The organism is Anaerorhabdus sp., assembly GCF_036641015.1.
GTDB lineage: Bacteria > Bacillota_I > Bacilli_A > Erysipelotrichales > Erysipelotrichaceae > Anaerorhabdus.
Map to the genome: position 1 here is coordinate 1 of NZ_JAVWFO010000019.1, position 5,920 is coordinate 5,920.

Annotated in this window: 5 protein-coding genes; 3 read left to right on the plus strand and 2 right to left on the minus strand. The window is 31.0% G+C overall.

What is annotated here, in order from left to right; all coding sequences use genetic code 11:
• The 3 genes from RR430_RS04235 to uvrB all read left to right on the plus strand — a co-directional run.
• Nucleotides 1-1,074: S41 family peptidase (locus RR430_RS04235; protein WP_332508699.1), on the plus strand; the 1,074-nt coding region annotated here is incomplete at its 5' end.
• 56 nt (nt 1,075-1,130) lie between these two features.
• Complete coding sequence (locus RR430_RS04240) at nt 1,131-1,709, plus strand: GNAT family N-acetyltransferase (RefSeq protein ID WP_332508700.1); 579 nt, start codon at nt 1,131-1,133, stop codon at nt 1,707-1,709.
• Between the two features lie 67 nt (nt 1,710-1,776).
• Nucleotides 1,777-3,756, plus strand: a complete 1,980-nt coding sequence (gene uvrB, locus RR430_RS04245; protein ID WP_332488231.1) for an excinuclease ABC subunit UvrB — start codon at nt 1,777-1,779, stop codon at nt 3,754-3,756.
• 35 nt (nt 3,757-3,791) lie between these two features.
• Here the strand turns inward: uvrB and RR430_RS04250 are convergent, their stop codons facing one another.
• A complete protein-coding gene (locus RR430_RS04250) occupies nt 3,792-5,084 on the minus strand; it encodes a sensor histidine kinase (protein WP_332488229.1) in 1,293 nt (430 codons plus the stop codon).
• On the minus strand, nt 5,084-5,806 hold the full coding sequence (locus RR430_RS04255) for a LytR/AlgR family response regulator transcription factor (RefSeq protein WP_332508701.1): 723 nt from the start codon (nt 5,804-5,806) through the stop codon (nt 5,084-5,086). The genes RR430_RS04250 and RR430_RS04255 overlap by 1 nt, the downstream gene beginning before the upstream one ends.
• Nucleotides 5,807-5,920 lie beyond the last annotated feature (114 nt).

Genomic DNA, 5,920 nt, shown 5'->3' on the forward strand with positions numbered 1-5,920 from the left:
TTTGTAATTAATCGAGTATTTAAGAATTCTCCTGCCGAAAAAGTAGGTGTTTTACCAGGTGATATTATTAATAAAGTTAATGGGATATCAGTAGAAGGATTAACATCGGAAGAAGTTAAAGCTATGGTAACTGGTGAATCAGGGACTAAGGTATTGGTTGAATTTTTAAGAGAAGGTAAACCTATTGAATTTGAATTAACACGTGCTGAAGTTAATGGTACAGTTTATGGAAAAATGTTAAAAGATGATATCGGGTATTTAGAAATCTATCAATTTGGAGAATCTACAGGTTATGAGGTTGAAGAATATTTAAATTCAATGATTGATCAAGGTATGAAAAAATTAATTATTGATCTACGTGATAATGGTGGAGGATATTTAGATGCATTTGTTGATGTTGTAAGTAAATTTGTTGATAAAGATATTGTGGTTATGCAACAAGAATATGCAGATGAAAGTATTCGTGAAACTATTTCAAAAGAAGGAAAATACGAAGGTATTGAAGATATCGTAATTCTAATTAATGAACAAACAGCGAGTGCATCAGAGGTATTAACGCTAGCTCTTAGCGAACTAAGGGATGATGTAACTACCGTAGGTACTACTAGTTATGGTAAAGGTACTGTTCAAGTTACTCAACCATTTAGCGATGGTTCAGCAATTAAATATACTACCTCAAAATGGCTATCACCAAGTGGTAAGTCAATTGATGGGGTAGGAATCAAACCAGATGTTGAAGTAAGACTTCCAGATGTTCTATATGAAGCTTATGTACCAATGGAAGATAATGAGTCATATACTTTAGACGAAGTGTCTGATTATGTAAGAATCATGCAAGAAGGATTAGAGTATCTTGATTATAAAGTTAATCGTACAGATGGTTACTTTGATAATTCTACAGTTAATGCATTAAAACAGTTTGAAAAAGATAAAAACATACTTGTTGATGGAATTTTGGATAAAGGTACATTTGAAGTTGTAATATCAAGTGTTATAAGAGAATACTCATTAAATGAAAGTAAAGATATACAATTAAATACTGCAATCGATTTAATTAGTGCAGATAAAGAGTAAACTAGAGAAATCTAGTTTTTTCTTGTGGTAAACTTAGAAGTATAAGGAGAAATATGATGGAAGTAGAAATAATAAGAAAAGCATTAGAAAGTGATAGAATGGCGATTGCGGTGATTAATGCAAAAGCTTTTAGCAATGATTGGAGTTTACTGGATAATGATTCTAATAAGGTAGCGCGAGCACTATTTAATGGAATTAACATAGATGTATATTATGTTGCATGTATTGATGATAAAATTGTTGGCTTCTTATCTTATGTTACAGAAAATCAAAGAGCGTTGGCGATTGATTCAAAGAGTTTTCAAAAAGTTAAGGGTTTCTTTAAAGGATATGCTATAGCAATGATGCTTAAAAATGAGTTTGAAGAACCGTTGCATTTAAAAAAATCACAAGTTTACATAGATATATTGGGAATAGATCCTGATTATGCACATAGAGGAATAGGAACAAAACTGATTCAATATTTGATAGACAATAGTAACTTTGAAGAATTTAGTTTAAAAGTTACTAATATTAATATGAATGCTATACAATGTTATAGAAAAAATGGTTTTGAAGAGTATAAAAGAGAAAAAGTAAAATATCCAAAGCAAATGGGATTTGAAGAGTATATTTATATGGCAAGAGCAAAATAGTATCAACTTGAATAAAATTCATGTATAATGTTGTCCTATATGTTAAAATATTAAAGGAGGGCAAGAAATGACTGAACATAAATTTGAATTAGTAGCTAAATACAAGCCTACCGGAGATCAACCAACTGCAATTAAAGAATTAGTACAAGGTATTCGTGATGGAAAACATGAACAAGTTCTTTTAGGTGCAACAGGAACAGGAAAGACGTTTACAATTGGAAACGTTATTGAGCAAATAAATAAACCTACATTAGTTTTCGCACATAATAAAACATTAGCGGGGCAATTATATTCGGAGTTTAAGGAATTGTTTCCAAATAATAGGGTAGAATACTTTGTATCAAACTTTGATTTCTATCAACCTGAAGCTTATATGCCAAAAACAGATACTTACATAGAAAAGAATGCAATGACTAACGATGAGTTGGATATGTTAAGAATGGCTGCATATAATTCAGTGCTTGAAAGAAGAGATACAATTATTGTCGCTTCTGTTGCGTGTATCTATGCATCAAGTGATCCAAATCAATATAGAGATATGTTTTTTACTATTCGTGTTGGTGAAAAAATAGATAGACAATCATTATTGCGAAAATTAATTGAAAGACAATATCAAAGAAATGATATTGATCATCAACGTGGAACTTTTAGGGTGCGTGGGGATGTAATTGAAATTACTTTAGGGCATACAGATCAATATTCACTAAGAATAGAAATGTTTGATGATGAGATTGAAAGAATACTTGAGGTAGAACCAATTACAGGAAAAATAATGAATGGATATACAGTGTATATCATTTTCCCAGCAACAGGTTATGCTAGACCAAAAGAAAATATGTTACGTGCATGTATTGAGATTGAAGAAGAAATGAAAGCACGAGTAAAAGATTTGCATAATCAAGGAAAATTACTTGAAGCTCAAAGACTTGAACAACGTTGTACTTTTGATATTGAAGCTTTAAGAGAGTTTGGAGTATGTCCAGGTATTGAAAACTATTCACGAGAAATAGATAATCGTAAACCAGGAGAAAGACCATTTAATTTATTTGATTATTTCCCGAAAAATGATTTCTTATTAGTGGTTGATGAAAGTCATGTATCACTGCCGCAAATTAGGGGTATGTATAATGGTGATAAAGCACGTAAAGAAACATTAGTTGAGTATGGATTTAGATTGCCAAGTGCTTTGGACAATAGACCAATGCGGTTTAGTGAATTTGAAGAAATATTCCCTCAAGCTATCTATGTGTCAGCAACACCTGGAGATTATGAGTTACAAAAAGTAGATAATAAATTTGCTGAACAAATTATTCGTCCTACTGGATTATTAGATCCTGAAATTTCGGTTCGACCAACACGTGGACAAATTGATGATATAACAGATGAAATTAATACTTGTATTAAAAATAATGAACGTATACTAATCACAACGCTTACTGTTAAGATGGCAGAGGATTTAACTGACTATTTAAAGAAGGCTGATTATAAAGTAGCTTATTTACATCATGAAACTCAAACGTTGGAACGTATTGAAACAATTCGTGATTTAAGAAGAGGTAAGATTGATATACTTGTTGGAATAAACCTATTAAGAGAAGGTATAGATATACCAGAAGTAGCGTTAGTTGTGATATTAGATGCGGATAAAGAAGGATTCTTGCGTTCTCAAAGATCGCTTATTCAAACAATAGGTCGTGCTGCACGTAATGAACATGGGCGAGTTATTATGTATGCAGATCGTATGACGAATTCAATGCAACTTGCGATTGATGAAACATATCGACGTCGTAAAATTCAAGAAGCATATAATGTTGAACATGGAATAACACCAACGACTATTAAGAAAGATATACAAGATGCAGTTCATGGTAAAGAAACTCAAGAGATGGCTGCGAAGTTTATTAAGAAGAAATCAAAAGTTGGCAAGAAAGAAAAACAAGAACTAATTGCGAACCTAGAAAAAGAAATGAAAGATGCTGCAAAAGTATTGGATTTTGAAAGAGCTGCTGAATTACGAGATATTTTAATTGAAATAAAAGGTGAATAAATAAAGAGACCGATGGATAATCCATCGGTCTTATATTAAGTATTTTTAGTTATTGGTATGATAATTCTAGTTGTAAATAGTATACTATCTGATTCGAAGAAACATTCGCCGTTATGCTTATCAATTATTGCTAACATACTCTTTGTACCAAAACCATGGTCATTTTTCTTAGCTTTGGGCAAATTATTCTCAAATGCTATTTCGCCTGAGTAAGTGTTTTCAATAAGAATAAGAAGCATGTTTCTACGTATCATAGATTGTACTTTAACTTGTCTTTGATTTTTATCATCAATGGAACTTGCAGCGTTAATAGCATTTTCCAATGCGTTGGATAATAATGTACAAAGTTCGGTATCATCTATTGGTAATTCATTTGGTAAGACAATTTCGGTTGTAAATTGGACATCGTTTTTTAAAGCACGTGTTTTGAATGATGATAATATGAGGTTTACAGTTTCATTCTCACAGAATTGTTGAGGTGTAATAGACTCAATGTTTTTTTGAGTTATTTTTATGTAGTCTATTGCTTTATTAATTTCATTAGTATTTAAGTAATTACTTAAAAGAGCGAAATGATGTCTCATGTCGTGTCTATATATAACAGCTTGTTCCTGCATATATTTAAAATCACGAAGGTTTTGTTTTGCGGCATCTATCTCTAGTGAAATAATATTGTTTTCATATCGTAATTTTTGTTTTTCCATAGTTCCGCGAAAAACATCTGTAAGTAGGAAATAGGCTGCTAAAACAATTAAGAAGAATAAGATACGAATATGCATTGAGTCATTTGTAAGGGTGTATTTACCAAAATAGTAAGCAGATATATTATAGAGAATTGGAATAATGCAAAACTTTAAAATACTCGCGTTATCTAAATGTTCAATTGCATAATTGAAACTAGATTTCATTAAATAATATACACAGAATAATAAAACTAAAAAGGTAATGATGAGACATAAGATCATTGTAAGGATATGTTCTTTACCAAGTGAAGGAATAATTATTCTGATAATTAATTGAAAAGGAAAAGCTAAAAAGATTGCGGACAATAAAGCGAAAATAGTTTTTAAATAACCATATCTAGATATCGTACAAAAGATTATAAAAATGGGGAGCTGTACAAGAACAGGGTATAGTTTTGTAAATTTATTGATACCCATGGTAACTGCTAAAATGGTTGCAGTAGCTATAACTAATGTTACTCCTCCCCATAATACAACTTTCTTAAAGGTTGATAGTTCTAGCGGATTAACATCTAATAACATAGCAATACATATAGATGCAAAAAATATAATTAAAGCTGATGAAATCAAGTTAATAATAACCATTATTCTTCCTCGCTCTCACTGAATAGATATTTGGTAAAAGCAACTTTTGTTTGAGTGTAGCAATTTCGTGATACCGGGATATGCCGATTTATATCAGTGCTAATACCTTTTGAAGATATTTCACGAACGTGTTGAAAATTTACTATATAAGAGCGATGTGTTTTTGCAAAAGCCTGATTAGCTAGTAATTTTGTTTCATAATCAGCAAGATATCCAAAAACTTCACGAATTGCTCCATTAATTAAATAAAATCGTACTCTACGATTCATGACTTCTAAATATACTATTTCTGAAAATGGAATTGCAAATATATTACCTTCCGATTTTAAGTATAGTACGGGTTCTTGTTTTAAATCATTTAAGTATAAATTATCTAGAATGGGGAATAAGTCTTCCTTAGTTATGGGCTTTAATAGATAGTTAGTTGCATTAACACGATAACTTTCTACAGCGAATTCAGATGAAGATGTTAAAAAAATAATTTTTACGTTTTTATTTCTTGACCGGATTTCCTTTGCTACAGAAATACCAGTCATTCCAGGCATTAGTATATCTAAAAACAACAAATCAAATGTATGATTTGAAAGTGAATCTAAGAGTAAGCTCCCGCAATTAAAAGACGTAAATGTAAGTGCTACTTTATGTTCTTGCTGATATCGAGTTAGTAATGAACCGATGTGAGCGAGTTCTTGTTCGTTGTCTTCGCAAATGGCAATTCGCATAACGTTTCAACTCCTCTTTTTTGTCATATTTATTATTAATATATCATGCGTATATGTCATTTACAATCAATGTTTCCCACTAGTGTAGCAAAAACTACATTTCGCGCGCTATTT

Coding starts and splice junctions, on each gene's coding strand:
- uvrB (WP_332488231.1), top strand. CDS start 1,777: ATGACTGAACATAAATTTGAATTAGTAGCTAAATACAAGCCTACCGGA.
- RR430_RS04255 (WP_332508701.1), bottom strand. CDS start 5,806: ATGCGAATTGCCATTTGCGAAGACAACGAACAAGAACTCGCTCACATC.
- RR430_RS04240 (WP_332508700.1), top strand. CDS start 1,131: ATGGAAGTAGAAATAATAAGAAAAGCATTAGAAAGTGATAGAATGGCG.
- RR430_RS04250 (WP_332488229.1), bottom strand. CDS start 5,084: ATGGTTATTATTAACTTGATTTCATCAGCTTTAATTATATTTTTTGCA.